Annotated in this window: 18 protein-coding genes; 10 read left to right on the top strand and 8 right to left on the bottom strand. The window is 58.3% G+C overall.

From position 1 onward, the window contains the following. Window positions 1-9: 9 nt before the first annotated feature. Window positions 10-1,221 carry an ABC transporter substrate-binding protein gene (locus HGP17_RS29060; RefSeq protein ID WP_168814588.1) on the bottom strand — a complete coding sequence of 404 codons (1,212 nt, stop codon included), beginning with the start codon at window positions 1,219-1,221 and terminating at the stop codon, window positions 10-12. A gap of 146 nt (window positions 1,222-1,367) precedes the next feature. Between HGP17_RS29060 and HGP17_RS29065 the strand changes: the two genes are divergently transcribed. The 3 genes from HGP17_RS29065 to HGP17_RS29075 are packed head-to-tail and all read left to right on the top strand — an operon-like array spanning window position 1,368 to window position 4,220. Beyond that, window positions 1,368-2,354 (top strand): aldo/keto reductase, encoded by a 987-nt coding sequence (locus HGP17_RS29065; RefSeq protein WP_168814590.1) that lies wholly within the window; start codon window positions 1,368-1,370, stop codon window positions 2,352-2,354. 13 nt (window positions 2,355-2,367) lie between these two features. Then, entirely contained in the window at window positions 2,368-3,243 is an 876-nt protein-coding gene (locus tag HGP17_RS29070) for an amidohydrolase family protein (RefSeq protein WP_168814592.1), read from the top strand. Then, entirely contained in the window at window positions 3,240-4,220 is a 981-nt protein-coding gene (locus HGP17_RS29075; protein ID WP_168814594.1) for an aldo/keto reductase, read from the top strand. Before HGP17_RS29070 ends, HGP17_RS29075 begins: the two co-directional genes overlap by 4 nt. 521 nt (window positions 4,221-4,741) lie before the next feature. Here HGP17_RS29075 and HGP17_RS29080 read toward each other — a convergent pair. Both HGP17_RS29080 and HGP17_RS29085 read right to left on the bottom strand, forming a co-directional pair. Beyond that, on the bottom strand, window positions 4,742-5,656 hold the full coding sequence (locus HGP17_RS29080; protein ID WP_168814596.1) for a DMT family transporter: 915 nt from the start codon (window positions 5,654-5,656) through the stop codon (window positions 4,742-4,744). Window positions 5,657-5,808: 152 nt separating this feature from the next. Then, window positions 5,809-9,504: an autotransporter domain-containing protein gene (locus HGP17_RS29085; RefSeq protein WP_168814605.1), complete on the bottom strand. Its 3,696-nt coding sequence runs from the start codon at window positions 9,502-9,504 to the stop codon at window positions 5,809-5,811. 339 nt (window positions 9,505-9,843) lie between these two features. Between HGP17_RS29085 and HGP17_RS29090 the strand changes: the two genes are divergently transcribed. Together HGP17_RS29090 and HGP17_RS29095 are read left to right on the top strand one after the other, a co-directional pair. Further along, window positions 9,844-10,554, top strand: coding sequence for a response regulator transcription factor (locus HGP17_RS29090; RefSeq protein ID WP_168814607.1), 711 nt, complete (start codon window positions 9,844-9,846; stop codon window positions 10,552-10,554). 363 nt (window positions 10,555-10,917) lie between these two features. Beyond that, complete coding sequence (locus HGP17_RS29095) at window positions 10,918-11,691, top strand: hypothetical protein (RefSeq protein ID WP_168814609.1); 774 nt, start codon at window positions 10,918-10,920, stop codon at window positions 11,689-11,691. Window positions 11,692-11,706: 15 nt separating this feature from the next. Here the strand turns inward: HGP17_RS29095 and HGP17_RS29100 are convergent, their stop codons facing one another. Continuing rightward, window positions 11,707-12,018, bottom strand: coding sequence for a hypothetical protein (locus tag HGP17_RS29100; protein ID WP_168814611.1), 312 nt, complete (start codon window positions 12,016-12,018; stop codon window positions 11,707-11,709). Here HGP17_RS29100 and lepB point away from each other — a divergent pair. Next, window positions 12,017-12,652, top strand: a complete 636-nt coding sequence (gene lepB, locus HGP17_RS29105; protein ID WP_168814613.1) for a signal peptidase I — start codon at window positions 12,017-12,019, stop codon at window positions 12,650-12,652. The genes HGP17_RS29100 and lepB overlap by 2 nt on opposite strands. 163 nt (window positions 12,653-12,815) lie before the next feature. After that, a complete protein-coding gene (locus tag HGP17_RS29110; protein WP_168814615.1) occupies window positions 12,816-14,912 on the top strand; it encodes a GGDEF and EAL domain-containing protein in 2,097 nt (698 codons plus the stop codon). A 28-nt stretch (window positions 14,913-14,940) separates the two neighbouring features. On the opposite strand, the gene HGP17_RS29115 is transcribed toward HGP17_RS29110, so the two are convergent. From HGP17_RS29115 to HGP17_RS29130, 4 genes are all read right to left on the bottom strand, one after another. After that, on the bottom strand, window positions 14,941-16,050 hold the full coding sequence (locus HGP17_RS29115; RefSeq protein WP_168814618.1) for a beta-propeller fold lactonase family protein: 1,110 nt from the start codon (window positions 16,048-16,050) through the stop codon (window positions 14,941-14,943). 52 nt (window positions 16,051-16,102) lie between these two features. Beyond that, window positions 16,103-17,005, bottom strand: coding sequence for a 5-dehydro-4-deoxyglucarate dehydratase (kdgD, locus tag HGP17_RS29120; protein ID WP_168814619.1), 903 nt, complete (start codon window positions 17,003-17,005; stop codon window positions 16,103-16,105). A 33-nt stretch (window positions 17,006-17,038) separates the two neighbouring features. Further along, complete coding sequence (locus tag HGP17_RS29125) at window positions 17,039-18,013, bottom strand: mannonate dehydratase (protein ID WP_168814620.1); 975 nt, start codon at window positions 18,011-18,013, stop codon at window positions 17,039-17,041. Window positions 18,014-18,076: 63 nt separating this feature from the next. Next, complete coding sequence (locus HGP17_RS29130; protein ID WP_168814792.1) at window positions 18,077-18,787, bottom strand: FadR/GntR family transcriptional regulator; 711 nt, start codon at window positions 18,785-18,787, stop codon at window positions 18,077-18,079. A 382-nt stretch (window positions 18,788-19,169) separates the two neighbouring features. On the opposite strand from HGP17_RS29130, the gene HGP17_RS29135 reads away from it, so the two are divergent. From HGP17_RS29135 to HGP17_RS29145, 3 genes are all read left to right on the top strand, one after another. Next, complete coding sequence (locus HGP17_RS29135) at window positions 19,170-20,648, top strand: sugar ABC transporter ATP-binding protein (protein ID WP_168814621.1); 1,479 nt, start codon at window positions 19,170-19,172, stop codon at window positions 20,646-20,648. 55 nt (window positions 20,649-20,703) lie between these two features. Then, window positions 20,704-21,708: an ABC transporter permease gene (locus HGP17_RS29140; RefSeq protein WP_168814622.1), complete on the top strand. Its 1,005-nt coding sequence runs from the start codon at window positions 20,704-20,706 to the stop codon at window positions 21,706-21,708. Window positions 21,709-21,793: 85 nt separating this feature from the next. After that, complete coding sequence (locus HGP17_RS29145) at window positions 21,794-22,783, top strand: substrate-binding domain-containing protein (RefSeq protein ID WP_168814623.1); 990 nt, start codon at window positions 21,794-21,796, stop codon at window positions 22,781-22,783. Window positions 22,784-22,809 lie beyond the last annotated feature (26 nt).

Here is a 22,809-nt window from a genome sequence, read left to right on the forward strand (position 1 = left end):
CATCGGCAATTATTCGGCAGGCGCCTCAGCAGGTGGCTGCTGCATGGCGCAGGAAATATCGCCTCCAGGCGCCGCCGCGCACACTTCCGTTGCGTGTGTCACCTGATGGCTCTTGTTGAAGGACAGGTCGTCGGAGACGACACCCTTGTGGTGGAGCGACTCCATGGCGGCAACCGTCTTGTCCGGATCGAGCGAGCCGGCCTTCTCCCAGGCCTCGGCGAGCATGTGGACATAGTCGTAGTAGAGCAGGGAGACAGACGAGGTTACGCCCTTGGGAGCACCGGCTGCGAAGTAGTTCTTGAAATAGGTCTTCGCATTGGCGTTCGAGGATTCACCCCAGCAGATCGGCACGCAGCTCATTGCGACCGGAACGTCTGCGCTCAGCCCGCGCTGCTTCCAGATGCCCGGGTCGACGCCGAACAGGAAATAGCTCGGCGCAACGCCGAGTTCCAATGCCTGCGGCAGCGCGGCCAGCGTCGAGTCGCCGTTGTACCAGAAATGAACCACATCCGGATTGAGGCTCTTCGCCCGTGTCAGGAACGGCGAGAAATCCGTCGTGTCAGGCGGATAAGAGATGACCTCAGGCACTTCCTGACCTTCGGCCTTCAATGCCTTGACGTAGTAGGACGTCAGGAACTGACCGGTCGCATCATTGCCGACAATGACGACGGATTTCTTCAGCGGATGGCCGACCAATGGGGTCAGCAGGCTGAGCACGCCGCGCGCCGTCGAGCCGGAACGCTGAAATTCCTGGGGCTCGGACTGGAAAAGATAATGATCCTCGCCGCCCGGCGCCACGGATTGCGGGTTCAGGATTTTCGCAAGCGTGCTGTTACCTGCGATCTGAATGACCTTCGCGGGTTGCGTGATCTTCGTCATCGCAAGGGTGAAGTCATGCGTTTCCGAGCCGAAGATGGCTGCGACCTTGTCGTCGCGCACGAGTTCCTGTGTCGCTGCGATCGCCGTCGAAATGTCCGTGCGATCATCGCGCTTCAAGAGCTCGATCTTGTAGGTTTTGTCGCCAACCTTGACGCCGCCGGCGTCGTTGATTTCCTTGACCGCGAGCCCGACGCCCGCAGGTAGCGTATGCCCGGCTGAGACGAAAGCCCCGGATTCAGCGGCAACAACGCCGATCTTGATCGTATCTTCCGCCAAAGCCAAATGCGCAGATGCGCTGAGGCCGAGCGCAAGTGAAATGCCTCCCAATACCGCCGATCGCACGATCTCATCCTCCCAATGTAGATTTTGCGTACTTACCGGGTTGTCGTACAACCCTGTTTTCTGATAACTACCTTGACTGCGAATGTCAAGCAAGTCCAAACAGAGGAAGCCGGCCTGACCGGCAACCGCAGACGAGGGAGTGAGAGATGCGTACGAGAGAATTCGGCCGAACAGGCCGCAAGGTCAGTGAGATCGGCTTCGGGGCCTGGGCCATCGGTGCCGCCTGGGGCGAGGTCAACGACGACGAGGCTTTGGCCGCGCTTCATAAGGCGCTCGATACCGGCGTGACATTCATCGACACGGCAGACGTCTATGGCGACGGCCATTCCGAGCAGTTGATTGCCAAGGTCATGCGCGAGCGCGGCGGCGAACGCCCGTTTATCGCCACCAAGGCCGGCCGCCGTCTTCCTGCCCAATCGGTCGATGGCTACAGCGCCGAAAACCTGACATCCTGGATCGATCGCAGCCTCAAGAATCTCGAGACCGATTGCCTGGATCTCGTGCAATTCCATTGCCCGCCGACCGATCTCTACTACCATCCGGAAGTGTTCGAGCGGCTCGACAAATTGGTCGAGCAGGGCAAGATCCGCAATTACGGTGTCAGCGTCGAGCGCGTCGAAGAAGCGCTGAAGGCAATCGAGTATCCGGGCGTCGTCAGCATACAGATCATCTTCAACGCATTTCGCCAGCGCCCGATCGAGCATTTCTTCAAGCAGGCGGAAGAGAAGAAGGTCGCGATCATCGCCCGCGTACCGCTCGCAAGCGGCCTGCTATCTGGCAAGTTCAAGAAGGACACCAAATTCGAAGCCAACGACCATCGCCTGTTCAACCGCAATGGCGAGGCTTTCGATGTCGGTGAGACGTTCTCCGGAGTTCCATACGAGGTCGGCCTCGAAGCCGTAGAAAAGGTCCGTCCACTGGTATCGGGTGATAGCACAATGGCGAAATTCGCCCTGCGCTGGATCCTGATGTTCGACGCCGTGACAGTCGCGATCCCCGGCGCCCGCAATCCGCAACAAGCGCAATCAAACGCAGAAGCAGCAGGCCTTCCGGCAATTTCATCTGACGCGATGCAGGAGATCAGGTCGATCTACGACACCTACATCAAGCAATATGTCCATCAGCGCTGGTAAGGGGACGCCATCCATGACAAGTCCAATCATTGACTCCCATCATCACTTTTGGGACCCAAGCAGCGGCGGCGATTATGGCTGGTTGAGCGGCCCGTTCGAGCCTATCAACAGAACGTTCGAACCGGCGGATCTCAGACCGAGCCTTCAGAAAAATGGCGTGAGCGGAACCGTTCTCGTTCAAACATGGAACGATCTCGGAGAGACCTGGGATTTCATTAGGACGGCGGGCTCCACCGACTTCGTGGCCGGTGTGGTCGGCTGGGTCGACCTGACCGATAGCAAACTGCCACAGACGCTTGCCGAACTGCAGGCGTCGCCAAACGGCAAATGGCTTGTCGGCGTCCGGCATTTGATCCAGACGGAGAGCGACCCGAACTGGCTGCTGCGAGACGACGTCAAGCGTGGCTTGGCGACGGTTCAATCGGCCGGCCTCGTCTACGATCTCGTTCCCAACCTGCCGCAACTGCCATCCTGCATCCAGACGGCCGAAGCATTTCCCGATATGCGCTTCGTGCTTGATCACATCTCAAAGCCGGAAATCCGAAATAACGGCTTCGGCGAATGGGCCGCATTGATCCGCAAGTTCCGCAGCGAGCGTGATCATGTCTGGTGCAAACTGTCGGGCATGGTTACGGAAGCCAATTGGAAGACCTGGACGCCGGAAGACCTGAAGCCTTACGTCCATGAAGTTCTCGACGTATTCGGCCCCGATCGCTGCATGTTCGGCACGGACTGGCCGGTCTGCCTTGTGGCTGCAAGCTATGACAGAGTGGTCGATGCCCTGCAGGAATGCCTCAAGGACCTCTCGGACACGGATAAGAAGAAGATTTTTGGGCTGAACGCCATCGAGGTCTATCAGCTTCCGGAATTTCAGGAGCGGGGCGCATGAGCGGCGCCCCATCCAGAAGCCGTATCGGCTTTGCCTCGCACCTTGGCTTCGGCGCGAGTGGCATCGGCACGCTCTATCGAGACGTAACGGAAACGCAGGCGGCCGACGTTCTCGCCAGCGCCTATAACGGCGGATTGCGTTATTTCGATACCGCGCCGCTTTACGGGCATGGCCTCAGCGAACTTCGCCTGGGCCGCTTCCTGCGGACCATCGACCGCCAAACCGTGACAGTCTCCACCAAGGTTGGCCGTTACATGGTGCCGCCTTATGGGGAGACGGTCGACTATGGCCTGTGGGCTTCACCACTTCGCCTGAAACCCGTCTTCGACTACAGCTATTCCGGCACCATGCGTTCGCTTGAGCAATCGGCCAACCGGCTCGGCATCGCCGATTTCGATCTGGTCTATATCCATGATGTCGACAGGTTCACACACGGCGATGGTTATGAGAGACGCTTCAACGAAGCGATCGAGGGGTGCTATCGCGCACTCGACGATTTGCGCAAAGGGGGCCACATCAAAGCCATCGGCGTCGGTGTCAATGAAAGCGACGTCGCGACCCGCTTCATCCGGGCGTGCTCACTGGACGCCGTGATGATGGCCGGGCGCTATACGCTTCTCGATCGCGACGCCGAGGCCGATCTGCTGCCAGAAGCAGCGAAACAGGGCGTCAAGATCGTCGTGGCGGGCGTATTCAACTCCGGGATTCTGGCGACGGGCACGGCTAGCGCCGCAGCAACCTATGACTATGGCAAAGCTCCGCCGGACGTCATTGAGCGGGTCAAGAGAATTGAGGATGTGTGCAAGCGCCATGACATACCGCTGCAGGCGGCCGCAATCCAGTTTCCATTCCGAAACCCGATCGTCTCGGCGGCCGTGCTCGGCATGAGCAATGTCGAGCGCATAGCGCAGAATCTCGCCTGGGCGGAAATGAACATCTCCGAGGCGTTCTGGGCTGATTTGGAGGACGCGGTTTAGTTCCATAACACAGATTATCTGATAATCGTGTGCGACCGGGGTGGGTTCCATTCTCGAATGCAACGAGGAGAATAACGGCCATGATTTCAATTGGATGAAATGGCCTGCTCTCCTATGCAGCTCAATACGAATGAACGCCCGCCATTTTGTACATGCGCCGCCAAATGACAGACCACAGAGGCTGACATCACAGCCATGACGATCGCTTGCCGAAGCGACAAAGTCCGCTACTTCATGACCGGATTAAAGCACGCCTTGGAGATGGGATTTCATGCAAAGCTCTCGCAAGAGCCTATTTTTGGCACTGGCAATGATAATTGCCGGCGTCATCGCCTTCTTTCTTTTTCTATATGTGACGGGACACGATCCGGATGAGCGACCACTCACACTCATGGAATGGGTCATTGCCGGAATACTGATTGGACCCGGATTCGGGTATCTCATGAAGTGGAGGAGGCTCAGGGATAGCTGAGCGCCGGTGGCGAAATTCCGAGATCGGCGTTCGCTAGTCTTACCTTGATTTAATGGCCATCACGCGGAACGGCGTCCTTCGGGATCGTACCGGTCAGGTTCTTGCGGTGGAAAATGAACAGGCCCGCAAGCACGATGATGATGGATCCAATGATGATTTGCGCGTCGGGAACATCGCCGAAGAACAGGAAGCCGAGCGCGATTGCCCAGATCAACAGACTGTATTGCAATGGCGCGAGCAGCGATGCCGGCGCCATTTTCAACGACCGAGTGATCATCATGTGCGCGCTGCCGGCAACGACGCCGAGCGCAAGCATGGCTCCATAGTCAAACGCTGTCGCTAAACGCCAGTTACCGATACTGAGTGCGAGACCTGTGACCAGCGCAGCAACCGTCTGCCACGTCACAAGTGTTGCATCGTTCGTCTGCCGAAGACGCCTGGCCAGAACCAGCGTCAGCGAGAAGGCCAGACTACCGCCAAGGCCGAAAATCGATGGCCAGGAGAGCATCGCCGCTGACGGTCTGAGCGCGATCAGGACACCGATGAAGCCGACGAAAACCGCGAGCCAGCGTCGCCAGCCAATTTTCTCGCCCAGGAAGAAATGCGAGATCGCCGCGACATAGATCGGGCCGGCCATGTAGAAGGTCATGACATCGGCGAGCGGAAGATAGGCGACCGCAGCGTAAAACAGTGCGACGTCGCCTGTCGCCATGACTACCCGCAAAAACTGTAGCGGCGGACGTTCGAGACGAAATAAGGCGTCGCTCCCTTGTCGGGCAATCATCGGCGCAAGAACAATGAAGGAACCGAGCGAGCGCACCACCAAAATTTGGCCAACGGAAAAACTCGCGACCAGCCACTTGCCCATCGCGTCGTTGAGCGAAAACGTGAAATCGCCGAGAAGCATCAGCAGAACGCCGGCAAGCACGAGATTTTCGCCCGTACCGACTTTGCGAAGATTCATGATTTCCCTCTGGCGATTGCAGTTGCTCTTGCGCCGGCTTTAGCTGCTTTTACCCCCTGCCCGCAAGGCGGCCGAAGGCACTATGAGCACTCACGTCGCGCGGACTAGATATTTGGCGCAGTTTCGCGCTCTGGTGGCAGCTATAAATGCGTTCAATAGCGGGCCTGCAAGAGCAATCTGAAAAGATGTGCCTGGTTTTCCGCTCCGAAGCTGCCGCTGTAATTCAATGCGAGTGATACTTGCTGACTGAGCGCCAGGTCGAATCCTGCATCAACCACAAGCGAGTCGCGATCGACCACAGTGCCGCTCTCCGTGAAGATATCGCCTCCCGCAAAAGCCAATTGCGATGTCATATCCAGATCGCCGAAAGCGTGCCGCCAGCCAAGCGTTCCGTAGAACCTGCCGGGCATATCGCCAAGCGAGATTCTCCGTTCGGCGCGGGCGCCGAATGTGGCGAAGGTGACAGCCGATTGATCGGCGCTACCACTGAGAGCGGCCGCCCCTCCGCGTTCGGAGAAACCGTTCGTCCAAACATCGGTAAACGTGACATTCGCGAAGGGCTCCAGACGAGTATCGCCCAAGGCGGTGGCATAAGCCAATTCGCCAAATGCCTGCGCCGTCTGTGCATGATAGTCGGATCGCAGGGCGTCGGAATAGCCGGAGAAATCGATATTTCTCAAGGTCGAAACGGATTGCAGCGTATACGTGCTTCCAAGGCGAAGCGCCAAGTCGCCCCACTGCCTGCCGGCATAGAGCCCAAAATTGTAGTTGTCGGTATCGGCATGCGCCGAAACGCCGGATTGACTGAAGCGGCTGCGTCCATAGCCGGCAAGTGCGCCGACACGCCAGGCCGACGTATCAAGCATGGCATCCAATCCGAACAACACACCACCGGTGTTGCCGCTGCCATTATCCGATGATGTCCAGCCGCCGTAAGGTGCGCTCCAGAATGTGACGAGACCACTTGCCGGGTCGGCAAGAATATCGTCGATGGCGCGTTGCGAGCCCGTTTTGCCGTGGTCAGGATTGGTATAAGCAGAAGCCGTCTCACCTGCGGTTCCGGCCTGGGCGCTTGTATTTGCTACACCACCCTGCACATCGCGAAGGCGATCGATGGCGGCATCGCGCAAGAAGCGACCGTTGTCGAAGGCCGTACTCGCAAGCGAGGTATGAATTTCTCCGGCCAGCTGCTTTAGCGCATTAGGAGCTTCCTCGGCGCTCAACACGGCTACCGCTCCATAGAGCACGTTCGACATGCCCAAACTTTCGACACCCTGCGCTGTGGAACGTTCGTTGGCCGTTCTTCCGGCACTCGCAAAGGATATGCCATTGCGCTCCAGCGTCAGATCGATGGTGCCGCCGGAATAGTCAAGAACGGGCGTGACGAAGGCATAGTTGGATCGGATACTGTCAAAACCACCGGAGATGCCGCCATTCGCCGATAGGATGGTGTAGTTCGTAAAAGCCTTCAGGTCCGCACCGACGAGCGAGAGCGTCCCGCCGTTCAAGCTGGCGGTGCCAGTAACATTGATACGATCCGCGGCGCTTGCATTGCCTTCGATCAGAATTGTGGAGCCGGTTTGTGCCGTCAGATTGCCGTCGACGGTCAGCGTGCCGATACCATTGTTACCGGGAGACAGCGTCGCCCCTGCCCCCAAAAGGGTCGAGCCGATCGTGCCCGTACCCCCCAAGGTTCCGTAGCCGCTTGCCTCAATCGTACCACCAAGCGTGCCATCGACCAGAAGGCTGCCGCCGGTGACGCTCGTCAGTCCGCTGAAAGCACCGGAGTTGCCGGTCAAGGTCACGTTGCCGGATGTCACATAGAGCGAGCCGTTGCCGTCGATCTTGGCATCCAGGGACTGCGGCGCACCCGCAAAATTGAAAACGAGGGAACCATTGCCATTGCCGAAATGAATGGCATTGACGTCGAGCGTTGCAGCACCCGTTGCGGTCTGCCCGAGCGCCGAACCGATATTCACCGCAGCGGTTGAGCCGGTTTGGGCCGCAATCGTCAATTCGTTGGCCGAAACCGCGCCGCCGCCACTCAAGGTCAGGCTGGCGTCGCCAGCTTTGCCGACGGTGAGTGTATTGGCGACCGAGAGGGTGGATCCATCCCCGGTCACGGTGACGGCACCGCTGCTTCCGGCGGCATCGCCAATCGTCGCGCTGGCGGTGCCGACCTTGCCGCCCTGAATGACGTCCAAGTTGCCATTTCCGGCATTTGCGACATCGATATTGCCTTGATTGCTCCAGGCCGATCCCGAACCGGTGACTGTGACGGAGCCGCTCGCACCGGCGACTGCACCAATGTTCGCACCTTGGCTGTTCACTGAGCCCGCAGACGAAACCGCAAGGCTCCCCTCGCCGCCGCTCGCGCTGCCGAGATCAAGATCTCCATTGATATCCCAATGGCTTCCGGCGCCACTGACAAGCGCCTGACCGTTGCCGCCCGCGCTTGTTCCGAACGAAGCATTGCCGGTCGAAGCGCCTGCCCCCGACAGGACCTTGAGCGAACCAGAACCGGCGACGCCATTTTCGACATCACCACTTATATCGAAATGGCTGCTGCTTCCAACAACGACGACGCTGCCGCTCGACGAGCTTTCCTTGCCGAGTGTTGCCGTCGAAGCGCTGACACCGCCCTCACCCGATACGGTCAGAGAGCCGCTGCCTTCATTTCCGACCCCGAGATCGGCATTGATGTCCCAGTGCGATCCCGCGCCATCAACCGTCACCGCACCAACCGAATTCTTGCCGTCGGCAATGACAGCGGAACTGCTCGTCACCTGTCCGCCGGTGCTGATATCCAGCTTGCCGTTTGCGCCGGCGCTATCCGCGTCGGTGTGGTCACCGCCGATGAAGAGTGCTCCCGTGTTCCAGAGAGAGCCGACACCACCAACCGTGACGGAACCGTCGGCAAAGCGGCCGACGATGGCAGAGGCGCTCGAAACGGTACCGCCTGAAAAGATCGAGAGCGTGCCGGCTCCGCGCGAACCGACCGTCACGAGACCACTCGTCGTCCATTGCGAACCGAGCCCAGAAACCGTCAGCGAGCCTGTTCCGCCACTTCCAAGCCCGATGGTGCCGTTGTCGCTCGAAACGATAGCGCCGGTGGAAATCTCCATACTTCCGCTGCCGCTCCCGCCGATCACCAGATCGCCGTCGACCAACCAGCTGGTACCCGCCCCGGATACCGTGGCGCTACCGATGCTACCCGCACCGTAGCCAAGTGTCGCGTCACCGGTGCTCGCCGTCGCACCCGATGTCACGTCAAAAGTGCCCTGCCCGCCATATCCAATGAAGAGAGGCTGACCACCCGAGAGCGTAAAGGTCGATTGACCGTTGACGACGATGCTGCCGACACCGCCGGCTACATTGCCGATATAGACCGGTCCGTCGCCCTGGTATTGCCCGCCGGCGGTAATCGTGAGCGTGCCGGTTCCCTGATCGCCAACAATGAGCGCACCATGATTCTGCCAGACGGCACTGGAGCCTGTCATGTCGAACAGACCAGTTGCGCCGGTATGAGAACCCAGCACGGCAGACGAGGTCGTCAGCCCACCGAGAGCCGTCAAGGCGCCGTCGCCATCAAGCCCCACGGTCAGATCATTTGCAGCGGCGGAGTTGCCGGCCAGAATTTCGGCAGGAAGATTGCCGTCATCGATGATAGCGGAACTCAGCGAATCCGGGACCGATGCCGATGACCAATTTCCAGCATTGTTCCAATTGTCGTCGACGGCTCCCGTCCACGTCAACGATGCCGCAATGGCGACTGCCGGCGTAAAACAAGCCGAAATGGGCACCAGAAATGTCGAAATGCGCAGGGTGGCGCGGGCGGCAGCCAGCATTGAAAAAGCTCTCTACAACGAGATGTTGCACGCCCATAGAGAACGATATTTATGGTTAACATCCGGTAAATTTCGCGCAAAATCTGCCGCATTGAGATGACCGGCCATCGTCAGATCCGCGATATAAATGCGGCGCCTTTATGAAGCGCATCGCCTTGAATCGACCCCAGATTCTGAACCCGGTCTTGATCAGATCTTCGCCATTCCTTGACAATCCGTCTTCACCCTTGCGCCGTGATGATCCCGGGGAAAATTATGGTCGGCACAAGAGTGATTTTTTTGGATTCGATCCTGATTGAAAGGATGGGTGGCGCAAAGCCATCCGCTGCGTGAAGCAACTTGCGCATCCTGCTGCTCGAAAACGAAGCGGAGATGGCCCGCGCCTTGGTGGAGGCACTGAAACGTCATGATGTCCTTGCGGATCATGTGCGAACGATCGCAGATGCAGAAGGCATGATCTGTGGCGGAACATATGATGCGCTCGTGCTGGATCGCCGACTTCCTGATGGTGACGGACTTGATTTCGTCGCGGCACTCAGGCGGCGCAAACAATCCGTTCCAATCCTCGTGCTGACGGCACTTTGCAACGTCCATCAACGCGTCGAAGGATTGGAGCGTGGTGCCGACGATTATCTCGGCAAGCCATTCGCAATCGAAGAACTGCTTGCTCGCATGCGCGCGCTGCAAAGACGCGGCCCCACGCTGTCGGACAAGTATCTCAATTTCGGCAATCTGAGCGTTGCATCCCAGACCAACGAGATCTCCATCGGCGGATCGTTGGTGGATTTCTCTCGTCGGGAATATCTGGTCATGGAGGCGCTGATGCGCCGTCCAAGCCGGATCGTCACGCGATCCAATCTGATCGAATCGGTTTATGCGCTCGAAGACGAAATCGAATCGAACGCTCTGGACGCGCACATCTCCCGCATTCGCCGAAAGCTCATCCAGGCGGGCGCCAGTGTCGAAATCCGGGCGGTGCGCAACATCGGCTATCTGGTTCGCTCGAAGGAGCGGCATGTGAGCGAGGGCTACGCACCGGCGGTGTCGTAAGCCTCATGAACTCCGACATACAGCATCTGCAGAATCGCTGTCTGCTGCCACTTGCCGATCAATAAGAAAGAACCTTCTTTTCCGCATCTTTTCGACTGGACAAATAAGGTCGCCTTCCTACTTTCCGTGTGTCGGAACACGCATAGATCGCATCAGCTCTTTGTCCGACGCAATCGCACGCAAACATTTGCGAAAGTCGATTTTCCATCATTCGTCGACAGCTTGAAAAATGGCAGGTCAAATATGGGATTAGCACCACTTACCAGGCCGATGGGCCAGACACCGCAAAACGATATCAATAATTTTCGCCTGATACCTCTCTCGAGCTGCCCGATATTGGGCGGAGATACGAAGACAGGCGTCATGTTCAGCGGCAGCTCTTTCGACGCCACGGGCGATAACCCGCTTTCATGCTGCGGTCGCTACAATATAAAAAATAGCCTGCATCAGGGGATTGCCGGCGTCGTCGATGACGGGAGCCTGATCTTTGCGGTCAACAGTTGGGTCAGCGGCCACCGTTGCACGGTGATGGGAGCCTTCGATCCATCGGGCAAGCCTGTCGCGCCCACCAAGCCACAGCAGGATCTGCTCAAGAAGTATTTTACGACCGCGCCACGTCCGATCATTCTCGACAGCAAGACCAAGAGCGATATCGGCTTCAAGACGAATGGTACGAACCCGATCGGCGGCATTTATGTCGGCAAAAACACGGTCATCTTCGATATCCACGGGCGCCTCTCGGACGGCAACCGCTCACTCGACGCCAACGCAACGATCACAACCGACTTCGATGGCAAGGTGAAGGGCCAAGCCTATTCGTTGGCGGCCAAGGACGGTCCAGCTGCCTTAAGCGGCAGCTATGAGCGGAACGGGACAGCCACTACCGAAAAGTTGGAGGCTTCCTACGAGAAATGGTCTTTGGCGGGCCAGCGCACCCGTGACGGCGGCAAGCAGAATCGTCAGCTCGATCTGTCATTTCACCCCAATGATAGATTCACAGTGAAGGCTTCGTGGAGGCCGGATGTGAAGCCGCCGACAACACCGCCGCGCATACCGACTTTCGGACCAGGCGCCCGGGATTACACTCCCCCCAATTACAGCAACTACATGATCACGCTTGAGATCAAGTTGCCCTGATAACAGGCTGTACTATCAGTAGAAATCATCATGCATGAACGGATGAGCAGCGATATTTCGCTGCTCATCAAATATTGATCGCAACCCGCTTGAGGCGACGGCGGCGATGTTCTCCGATTGCCATAGGAAAGCGATGTTCTTGCCGCCGATCAAATCACTGTGCATTCTCGCACTCTCCCTGCCTCTCGCCATTGCAGCACTGACCTCCAACGCGATGGGAGAAGATGCTCGTGAAATGGCTGCGAAAACACTTGTTTCGCCGGCATTTCCGATCTGGTTGGCACGGGCGAAAGGCTGGACGGCGGATACCCAGTCGATAGCATCCATGACAGAGCGTGCCATCACCGGCCTGTCGCCCATGCTGCCCCGTGATTGCGATGTTGCCCGAATGAAGCGCGATCTTTGCGGCATAAAGCCATTCACGATCCCCTCCTCGTCAATGTCACCAAACATTGAGGAGAGCGAGCTGGTTGCCGCCCAGATCCTGGAATACAGCCCCATCAGCCGTGGCGATATCATCGTGCACAAGGCGCAATTTTACGATGCCGGTGAAACCATCGCGATCACAAGGGTCGTCGGCTTGCCGGGAGAAACCGTGGAGATGCGAGATGGCCACGTCCGCATCAACGGCGCGACCCTGGCGAACGTAGCAACAGGACAAACAGTCACGTCGGACTCCTTCTCCGGGAACATCTATACCGAGACGACGCCGGAGGGTCGTCGCTACTCGATCCTGATGTCATCGGATCCTTCGTCCGGCGTCATACGCGATTTCGGACCAGTCACCCTTCCTGAAGACAGCTATTTTGTGCTCGGCGATAATCGCGACAATTCCATGGACAGCCGCTATCCGCAGTATTTCAACGGTGACGGCTTCGTTAAACGCGCAAACATCATCGGAGTATCGGTCTCCGTGCTAGCGTCTCGCAATCCCGAACGCATCGGTAAACAGCTGCGCTAGCGCACCTCGAAAAAGGCGATGCTTTTCGGCCATATGACGGCGCTGCATGTTCGCAATGTGATGTGATTTGCCACCGTCGTCATTATGGCAAAAATGTAGCGGAGCTTTCACAGTTGCATAACTGGTTGTCGATATCCTCCGGCGACCAAGCGAGAGACCACTCATGACGCAGCAGCTGGATATACCGTCAAAAGCCACGGAATCTGACGCAAAAGACGAAGGCCAGCATTCTCAAGAAGCGCTCCGGGCGATGTATCTGTCGCTCAGGGAGCGATACGAGTGGCTTGAAGCCATGATCAATTATGTCCCGGACTTCATCTATGCGAAGGATCGAGAAGGTCGCTTCCTCTTTGCCAATAAAGCCATCGTCATCAACAACGGCTTCACACATGTCGAGGAGCTGATTGGCCTTACCGATGCCGAGATCCATCCGATGGCGGATGCGCATAAGATCGACGAAGTCGAGCAACGCGTCATCGATACCGGCAAGCCCGATCTCGGTGTCGAAGAGCGACGACTGAAAGGGGAAGGCTGGCTGATGATGTCTCGCGTGCCCCTGCGCGATCGCGGCGGCAACATCATCGGCGTGGTTGGCGCATCACGAGATATCTCGGCCCGCAAGCGCGCCGAGGAACTGATGAGTGCGCAAACCAAACTGCTGCAGGACGTTGCAAGAGGTGTCGACCTTGCTTCCTTCCTGAAGGATGCGCGGGCCCTTCTCGAGCGCCTGCTCGACGGCAGACGTATCAGTTTTGCCGTCAACGGCAGCAAGGCTGACGTGCTGGCAGGAGAAACCATCGAGTTCCCCATCTTCTCGCGCGATGGCGGCCGTCACGGAAGCCTGATGACGACGAAAGCCGTCGGCGATGAAACCAGCATCACGGAATTCCTGACGGGCGTCGCGCAAACCGTTGGCATTGCGATCGACAGGCATGAGGACATCGCGCACATCGCCTATCTCGCAGAGCACGACGCGCTGACCGGATTGCCGAACCGTACGCTACTTGACCGCAAACTCGTCGATCGCCTCGAGCGAACCTCGCGTGAAAAGGAGGCTATCGCCGTGGCCTTCGTGGATCTGGATAACTTCAAGCTGGTCAACGACAATCTCGGGCACGCTGCCGGCGACGAATTGCTGAAGGTCGTCGCGCAGAGGATATCGGCGCGCACCGGCAGCAACGGAATTGTGTCGCGGATCGGTGGCGACGAATTCATTATCGTCCTCGAAGAAGAAGATTCCGATCCGATTGCCGCCCGCCTGGGACGTATCCTGGAAGGCATCGCCGAGCCGCTGACGATCGATGGCGTCGAAATCCGGATTACGTGCAGCGTGGGTGTCGCCTGCTCCGGCAAACACGGCGATACCGCGTCGGAGCTATTTGCCAATGCCGACATGGCTCTTTATCGCGCGAAGGAAGCCGGACGCAATGCGGTTCGGATATTCGATGTCTCCATGGGAGAAGAAGCGCGCAACAAGCTGACACGCATCGAGGAATTGCGTCGCGCCGTCGAGCGCGACGAGTTCGTGCTACACTATCAACCGCAAAAAGACACGCGCAGCGGCAATGTCATCGGCGTTGAAGCGCTGGTGCGATGGCAGCATCCTTCGGAAGGTCTTCTGCTGCCGGGTGCATTCATACCGCTGGCGGAGGAGACAGGCCTTATCGTGCCGATCGGCGATATCGTGCTGCGTAAAGCGTGCGAGCAGGCGCGAAGCTGGCAGGATCGGAAGTTATCGCCATTGCGTGTAGCGGTGAACGTGTCGGCAAGACAGTTCCTCGAAAGCTCTCTGACAAGCCAGGTCGCTTCCGCGCTTCAATCTGCCGGCCTCGACCCGCAATGGCTTGAACTCGAGCTGACGGAAAGCCTGATCATGCGCGACGTCGAAGGCGCGATAGAACGAATGCATGAATTGAAGGCGCTTGGCGTCAGCCTAGCGATCGATGATTTCGGCACGGGATATTCCAGCCTCAGCACACTCCGCCGCTTCCCTCTTTCCCGCCTGAAGATCGATCGCTCGTTCATCACCGATATCCCTAGCAAGGCCGGCGACATGGCGATTACATCTGCCATCGTGTCGCTTGGCAGGACGCTTGAGCTTGAGGTGGTCGCCGAAGGTGTCGAAACCGAGGAACAGGCTCATTTTCTGGCCGGTGCCGGATGCGAGATGTTCCAAGGCTTTCTGTTCGCCAGACCTCTTCCCGCGCCGGAAGTAGAGGCGCTTATCGCCGGCATGGCGCCACAGGCTCGTTCACACTGACGACGCCCGATCCCGATGCAAAGCAAGCTCAGGCAAGTGTGGCGATTTCGATCCAGTTGGCGCCGACACTCACGGGATATCTGCCAAGGATTGCAAGCTCCCCGCTCGCGGCATCGATGGAGTACACCGAAAAGTTTTCGGATTTCTCGCCTGACGCCACCAGATATCGCCCCACCGGATCGATGCGAATGCCGCGCGGCTGACGCTCCGTGGAATAATGGACGACACGGCTCAATCTTCCGTCTTCCCCGATACGGAAGAGCGCGATGGTGCTCGTCGTCCGTTCGGTGGTGTAAAGAAACCTGCCATTGGGCGTAATGCCGATATCGGCCGCCCAGATCTTCGGCTTGCCATCGTCTGCATGTACCGACGACACAGCTCTCGCTGAGGGCAATGGAGGCGCAAGACCGGGAGACAAATCAGCGCCTTCCGGCACGGATGAGACGCTTTCCACCTCGGTCAATACGCCAGTTGTCGAATCGAGCGCGTAGTGAATGACATGTCCGGTCAGCTCCGTCAGAACGTACACATGTCGGTTATCTGGCGACACGATAATATGGCGGGGGCCAAATCCCTTACCCGTCGCGATGTGTGGCGGTTCGTTCGCTTCCAATAAACCCGTTTCGGAATTGAGGACGAATTGCAGAACCGTGTCTGAGCCGAGATTGGTGGCGTAGACGTATCTGCCGCTTCGGTCTGTCACGATAGAATGCGCATTGCGCCCCGTCGGAATCACTTGCGCTCCGCTTTGCGACACCAATCCCTCCGAGCCGATGGGCAAGGCGGCCACCATATTGCCGCCATAGGAGGCACCCAGAAGTGCCCGGCCCTTGGGATCCATCGAAATGTAGGCCATACTCTCAGGCAACGGCGCAGACGCTTCATGTTTAAGCTCGCCGGTCACGGGATTTATCGCGAGCGTCAACACCCGATAAGGCTCCGACCGGATGGCAGCATATAAATGCCTTCCATCCGGCCCGATCGCCATCGGCATGACGCTTCCGCCGGTTTCGAACCGTGATACCGGCGTCAGATTGCCCGTTTGCGCATCCATTCCATAGACATCAATGGTCCCTGTCGTGCCGGTGGAAACGTAGACGACCATCCGGCGAGGCTCATGGGATTCGCTTTGATTCATGGTCATCTTTCCCCGACTGCGGCTCTGGCTCGAGCTCGCCTTCTAGCAAAGATCAGCCGGCAGCGCCGACGATCTTTTCGAGCACCGCCATTTCTTCAGCCGTCAAATCGGTCAATGGCGGCCTGACCGGCCCCGGATCCTTACCGAGCACGCGCAAGCCGGCTTTGATGATCGACACCGCATAACCTTTCTTGCGATTGCGCAGCGCGACCAGCGGGAAGAAAAAGCCCTTGAGGATCGTATCGACGGTCGCCTGATCTCCCGAACGCAGAGCGGCATAAAAGCGCTGCGCCAGAGCCGGCACGAAGTTGAAAACGGCAGACGAATAAGTCGTCACGCCAGCCGCGAAATAGGCCTGCGCATAGACCTCATGGGTCGGCATGCCGCCGACATAAACGAGACGATCCTTCAGCGTCGTGGTAATCTCGATCACCTTGTCGACGTCGCCGACGCCATCCTTGTAACCGATGAGATTCGGGCATTCATCCGCAAGCCGCGCCAAGCTCTCGGCGGTAAGCACAGCATTGTCGCGATTGTAGACGATAACGCCGATGCCGACGGCCCTGCAGACCGCTTTGACGTGCGCGATCAAACCCGCCTGCTCCGCAAACATCAGATAGGGCGGCAGCAGCAGCAGTCCATCAGCGCCAGCCTTCTCAGCCGACCTGGCAATTTCAACGGCAAGCGATGTGCCATAACCGGTTCCGGAGATAATCGGCGTGCTGCCGGCCGCAGCCTTGGCCGCGCGCACAACCTGCGGGATTTCCGAGGGGTTGAGGGAGAAAAACTCACCCGTACCACCGGCGGCAAAAAGCGCCGCGGCGTCGTAGCCCGACAGCCATTCGACGTGGCTGCGATACTTGGCCTCGTCGAATGTCAGATCCTGGTTGAAATGAGTAACCGGAAACGACAGCAGCCCGCTGCCGACTACTTCCTTCAATTCATTCGGGTTCATGGCAAATCCTCTTTGATCGTTCGTGGGCGGTATTCAGGCTTGCTCTAACGCCTGAAGGAGGGCGGCGATGTAGCCGTAGCAAAACGCGAACGCGACGCCGCTCGAATCACGACCGCTGATCAGAGGCACGTGATCAGGCATCAGCATGTAGCGATAGCCGACATCCTTGTAGGTTCGAACGGAGCGCACCATGTCCATGTCGCCCTCTTCGGGGAAAGTCTCCATAAACGACAACTTCCCTCCTCTGATATTGCGAAAGTGGACGTTGAAGATTTTGCCGCGCGTGCCAAACCAGCGAATGATTTCGTCGATCTCTTCACGCGGGTTTTCCAACATTTCTCCAATGGAGCCCTGGCAGAAATTCAATCCGTGGTAGGGATTCTCTCGCATCTGTACAAATTTCTTCAGTCCTTCGACCGAGCCGAGCACACGCGTGACGCCGCGATATCCAGGTGGAGTATATGGATCATGCGGGTGGCATGCGAGCCGAACCCGGTTGCTCGCTGCGACAGGAACGACCCGTTCCAGAAAATAGTCGATCCGCTCCCAGTTTTCGTCTTCCGCCAATACTCCGGCAAGTCCGGGCGCCGCTTGATGGTCGGCCTTTTCCCAGCGAAAGCTCGCGTTCATCGAGCCACCGCGGCCCGGCTCATCCGGTGTGCGCGGAATGCCGATGAGGTTGAGATTGTATTTCACGGAGGGAATGCCCGCGGCGGCAACATCCTCGATCAACTTGCACACGGCGTCGATCTGGCGGTCGCGCTCCGGTCCGGCAAGCAGGATATCGGGATAGGAAGCATTCTCGATCGGCCGTGACGGCAAAGGGAGCTGGATCATATCCAGGACGAGACCGAAGCTCTCGACCTTGTCCCGGTGACGCTGGAGGTCTGACAAGGTCCAGCTATCGGGTCTTCCGGGTGGGTCCGCGCTGATATGCTTGACGCCCAACTGCGCGAAAACCCGATAATCATCGTCATCTCGCACGGCAACCTGCGTTCCCAAGTACACGCAACACTCCTCCCGTCAAATTCCTATCATATGACATAGTATGACTTAACTGATGAGTCGAGCCTAATCCGGCTGCTGCTCCGCGAGAAAACGATAACGTCGCTGGCTCGCGAGCATGTGCGCCCGCATCGCCTGGCGTGCTCGCTCAGCATCCTGATCCGCGATCGCTGCCAGGATCTCCGCGTGCTCCAAATGAACCTTTTCCAGGTAGGTACGATCATTTGCTTCCGGCAGAGTGGGGAACTGTCCGCGCGGGATGGTTCTCGCACCAAAATGGCGGAGGACATCCACATAGAAACGGTTGTTGGTGGCGATAGCGACCGCCAGATGGAACTCATAATCCGCCTCTATGGTGGAAAGCCCCTGCTCCATTCTCATTGCCATCTTGCGGTTCGCCGCGGCGATCGCCGCCTCCTGCTCAGCCGTCCGGCGATAGGCCGCAATGGCGGCGGCTTCTCCTTCGGCAGCCATCCGAAACTCCAGCAATTCCAGAGTCTCCGGGATGCTCCTGATTTCGACAGGCGTGAGCGTCAACCCAGACCGGGTTGCCGCCTCCGACACAAAGACACCCTTACCTTGGATAGGCCGAACGAGACCGGCAGCCCGCAAATCGGCAATCGCTTCGCGAACGACCGTTCGACTGACGCCATAGGCCGCCTCCAGCTGCGGTTCCGTGGGCAATTGGGCGCCGGCCCGCAGCTTGCCTGTCTCGATCTGCAAACGTAGCTGATCGATAACTTGTTGCGCCAATCTCTGTCGTCCCTGACCGCCCATCATATCCCAATCTAATCGGACCATATAGCGACACCGCATGACAGCGGCGCTCGCCTCTAAATTCATCATATGACATGCTACTGTGAACGGCAACCTACGCAAACGCGCCAGCTTCTCTGCGCCCCAAGGCCTTGACGGTCACCAGCGCGCTCACTCATGTAAAATTTATCGAAGATAAATCAGCGGTTTAAGTACGAAATCTAAGCTGACTTATTAGCTATCAGACGACCAAAAGCGCGCGCCCGCAGGGTCACATCGTCAAAATCCGCAAAGCCATATTGACATTTGTCGAAACCACTTCGAATATTGTCAACATTGGTGCTGAGCAATGATCGTCGATGTCGTCGATGTTTGTTCCATCATCCGGAGTGCGGAGGGGAAAGTGGAATTCCTGCTTGAAGTGGAGGGGCTGAAAAAGTCCTTTGGCGGCGTTGCGGCATTACGCGATGGGCGCTTTCAGCTGCGGCCCGGCTCCGTTCATGCCCTTTGCGGCGGCAACGGTGCCGGCAAGTCGACTTTCCTCAAGATCCTGATGGGCATTCACAAGCGCGATGCCGGCTCCATTCGCCGTCGCGGCAAGGATGTGGATTATGCAAGCCCGGCCGAAGCGCTTGCAGCCGGCATTGCCATCATCGAGCAGGAACTCAGCCCCATCCCGCACATGACGGTTGCGGAGAACATCTATCTCGGCCGTGAGCCGTCTGCCCGCTTTGGCGGCATCGATTTCAAGACGATGAACCGCAACGCGCAGGCGCTGCTCGACCGGCTGCAGTTCAACATCCGCGCCACGCAATTCATGATGAACCTCTCGGTTGCCCAGGTTCAGCTGGTCGAGATCGCCAAGGCGCTCAGCCACGATGCCGAAGTGATCTTCATGGACGAGCCCACCTCGGCGATCGGCGAGAAGGAAGCGCAGCAGCTGTTTGCGACCATCGAGCGCTTGAAGGCGGAGCGCAAAGGCGTCGTCTACGTCTCGCACCGCCTGTCTGAAATTTTCCAGATCGCCGATTCCTACACCGCCTTTCGCGACGGGTCCTATGTCGGCAGCGGCGCGCTTGCCGATATCGACCGGCCAGGTCTCATCCGCATGATCGTCGGCCGCGAGCTTGGCGAGGAATACATCAAGACCAACGTGCCAACGGCAACGCCTGGGCTGGAAGTCGCCGGTCTCAGCGCAGAAGGCAAAGTCAACGACATCTCGTTTACCGCACACAAGGGCGAGATTTTCGGCATTTACGGCCTGATGGGCTCCGGCCGGACCGAAATCTTCAACTGCATCTTCGGCGTCGATGCCATCAGCAATGGCCAGATCAAGCTTGCAGGAGCGCCCATCACCGTGCGCAAGCCGGCCGAAGCCATGCAGCACGGCATCGCCTTTGTCACGGAAGATCGCAAACTGACGGGGCTGAACCTCATCGACAGCGTCCGCAACAACATCTGCCTTGCGAGCCTGCCTGAAATGAGCCCGCGTTTTTCGATGGATCGACAGGCCGAGGCCAGTGCCAGCCAGGACATGATCCAGCGCTTTGGTATCAAGGCGGCGCGCGACAGCATGCCGGTCTCCGGTCTTTCCGGGGGCAACCAGCAGAAAGTCGTGCTGGGCAAATGGTTCCTGCGCAAGCCGAAGGTGCTGCTCCTCGACGAACCAACGCGCGGCGTCGATGTCGGCGCAAAGCGCGAAATCTATCGCATCATCTGCGACTTCGCCGCCGAAGGCGGCACCGTGATCATGATCTCATCCGAAATAGACGAGGTTCTCGGCATGTCCGACCGCATCCTGGTGATGCGGCAGGGACGGTCAGCCGGAATTCTCAAGAGGGAGGAGGCCGACGCGCAATCACTCGTGCATCTGTCGACCTGAATGCGACAGCGCACGAAGACAACAATGAAGCGCCCGGCAACAAGAGGTATTTGCAATGTCCGCCACTGACAACAATCAATCCAACTCGTGGTTCGGCTCGGACCGGCGCAGGTTGATTATTCAGGAATACGGGATTTTTCTCGCCTTCCTGTTGCTCGCCATCGTCCTGTCATTCTCGAACGAATACTTCCTGACGGCCGGCAATATTTCCAACGTCCTGTTGCAGACCTCGATCAACGGCGTGCTGGCGATCGGCATGACCTTCGTCATCCTGACGCGCGGCATCGATCTATCGGTCGGCTCCGTGGTCGCGCTGACAGGCATCGTCAGCGCAAGCTTTGCGACGACCTCGGCAACGGCCGGTATCGTTGGTGCGCCCTACCCGCCCTATGTCGCGCTTGCCGTCGGTCTGCTCGTAGGTGTCGCCTGCGGCGCCATGGTCGGTCTTATCGTCTCGCGCTTTGCCGTTCCCGCATTTGTCGCAACGTTGGGCATGCTGTCTGCCGCCCGCGGCCTCACCCTCATCTATGGCGGCGGCAAGCCGGTTCCGGCTCTGACGCCCGATTTCCGCTGGATCGGCACCGGTAGCGTTCTGTCGATCCCGATGCCGGTCATCCTGCTTGCCATCGTCTTCATCGTCGCCTGGTGGGTTCTGAACCGCACCCGCTTTGGCCGGTACATCTATGCCGTTGGCGGCAACCCGCATGCCGCCGTCACCTCGGGCATCAATGTCAGCAAGCTGTGCTTCCTGGTCTACGTGATTTCCGGCGGTCTCTCCGGGCTTGCAGGTATGATCCTTGCTGCTCGCACCGGTTCCGCCCTGCCGCAGGCCGGCATTGCCTACGAACTCGACGCGATCGCGGCTGTCGTTATCGGCGGCACCAGCCTCTCCGGCGGCGTCGGCCGCATCACCGGCACCCTGATCGGAGCATTGATCATCGGCGTCATGAACAACGGCCTCGATCTGATGGGCATCCAGTCCTACTACCAGCAGGTCCTCAAGGGCGCGCTCATCGTTGGCGCCGTCATGCTCGATCAAAAGCGAAATCTGGGCAGCTGAGCCCAAAGACATTCCAGTGCTCGCATTCGGAAAACCAAACGGCGCGTCGAGGCGACGGCCGGACTTTCAACGGAGGAGACTTATAATGAAGAAATTATTGATTGCTCTTGCTGCCGCGACGGCGATTCTGGCTTCGCCAGCTCTTGCTCAGGACAAAAAACTGAAAATCGGCGCCGCACCCTACGGCCTCAACGCCGAATTCATGCAGATCTGGTCGGCAGCACTGAAAGAACATCCCGCCGTCAAGAACGGCGACGTCGATCTGACCATCTTCGACGGCCGCTATGACGCGCTTGTTCAGCAGGAACAGGTCAACACGATGATTACGCAGAAGTTTGACGCGATCATCTTCGTGCCGATCGATATCGAGGCTGCAGCGACAGCCGTTCAGGCCGCTCATGACGCCGGCATCCCGGTCGTCGGCTCCAACACCCGCGTCAACTCTGATCTCTTGACCTCCTATGTCGGCTCCGACGATACGATCTCCGGCTACATGGAAGCCAAGACCGTTCTCGATAAGATCGGCTGCAAGGGCAACGTCGTCATCCTCGAAGGCCCGATCGGCCAGTCGGCGCAGATTTCGCGCCTGGAAGGCAACAAGAAGGCGCTTGCCGAGTGCCCGAATGTGAAGGTTCTGGAAGACCAGACCGCAAACTGGTCGCGTGCTGAAGCCCAGACGTTGATGGAAAACTGGCTGACCTCGCACCCCGGCCAGATCAATGGTGTTATCGGCCAGAACGACGAGATGGCTCTCGGCGCCATCGAGGCGATCAAGGCTGCCAAGCTCAACGTCAAGGACTTCGCCATTGCCGGCATCGACGGCATCACCGATGCGCTCCATGCCGTCAAGGAAGGTACGATGACCTCCATCCTGCAGGACGCCAGCGCACAGGCACAAGGTGCCCTCGATCTCGCGATCTTTGCCGCCAAGAAAGGCAACTACAAGCCGGAATCCAAGATCTGGGAACAGTATCCGGCCATGCCGTTTAACGATGGCAAGGATAAGAACTACAATGTTCCGTGGACCCCGGTAACGGCTGAGAACGTCGACAAGCTGCTTGAAACCCGCAAGTAAGACCAATGCGGCGGGGCGAATTTCGC

Origin of the sequence: Rhizobium sp. P38BS-XIX (assembly GCF_012641435.1) — a bacterium.
Lineage (GTDB): Bacteria > Pseudomonadota > Alphaproteobacteria > Rhizobiales > Rhizobiaceae > Rhizobium.